Genomic DNA, 366 nt, shown 5'->3' on the forward strand with positions numbered 1-366 from the left:
CCTCTGGGACGACGGCCTGATCGACCCGCGTGACACGCGCAAGCTGCTGGGTTTTCTGCTGGATATTTGCGCCGAAGCCGAGGTGCGGCCGTTGCAGGCCAATACCTTTGGCGTGGCGAGGTTTTAATCGCTTCGTCCCCTCTCCTTCCGGGAGAGGGCTAGGGTGAGGGCCGCCGCCAACGCCGCTCTCGAACAGACCGAAATTCACGCGTGGAGAACAACAACAATGATCATCACCCAGGAACACGAAGAACTTCGCCGCACGGTGCGCAATTTCGTCGACAAGGAAATCAATCCCCACGTTGATGAATGGGAAAAGGCCGGGCGCTTTCCGATCCACGACATCTTCAAGAAAGCCGGCGACCT

General features: G+C 58.7%; 1 protein-coding gene. It reads left to right on the forward strand.

The genetic code is table 11. The features are described from left to right. Positions 1 to 226: 226 nt before the first annotated feature. Positions 227 to 366 (forward strand): acyl-CoA dehydrogenase family protein (locus AC0IW9_RS30440; protein ID WP_471652047.1); only part of this gene is annotated, 140 nt, incomplete at its 3' end.

This window comes from Belnapia sp. AC561, from assembly GCF_979252845.1.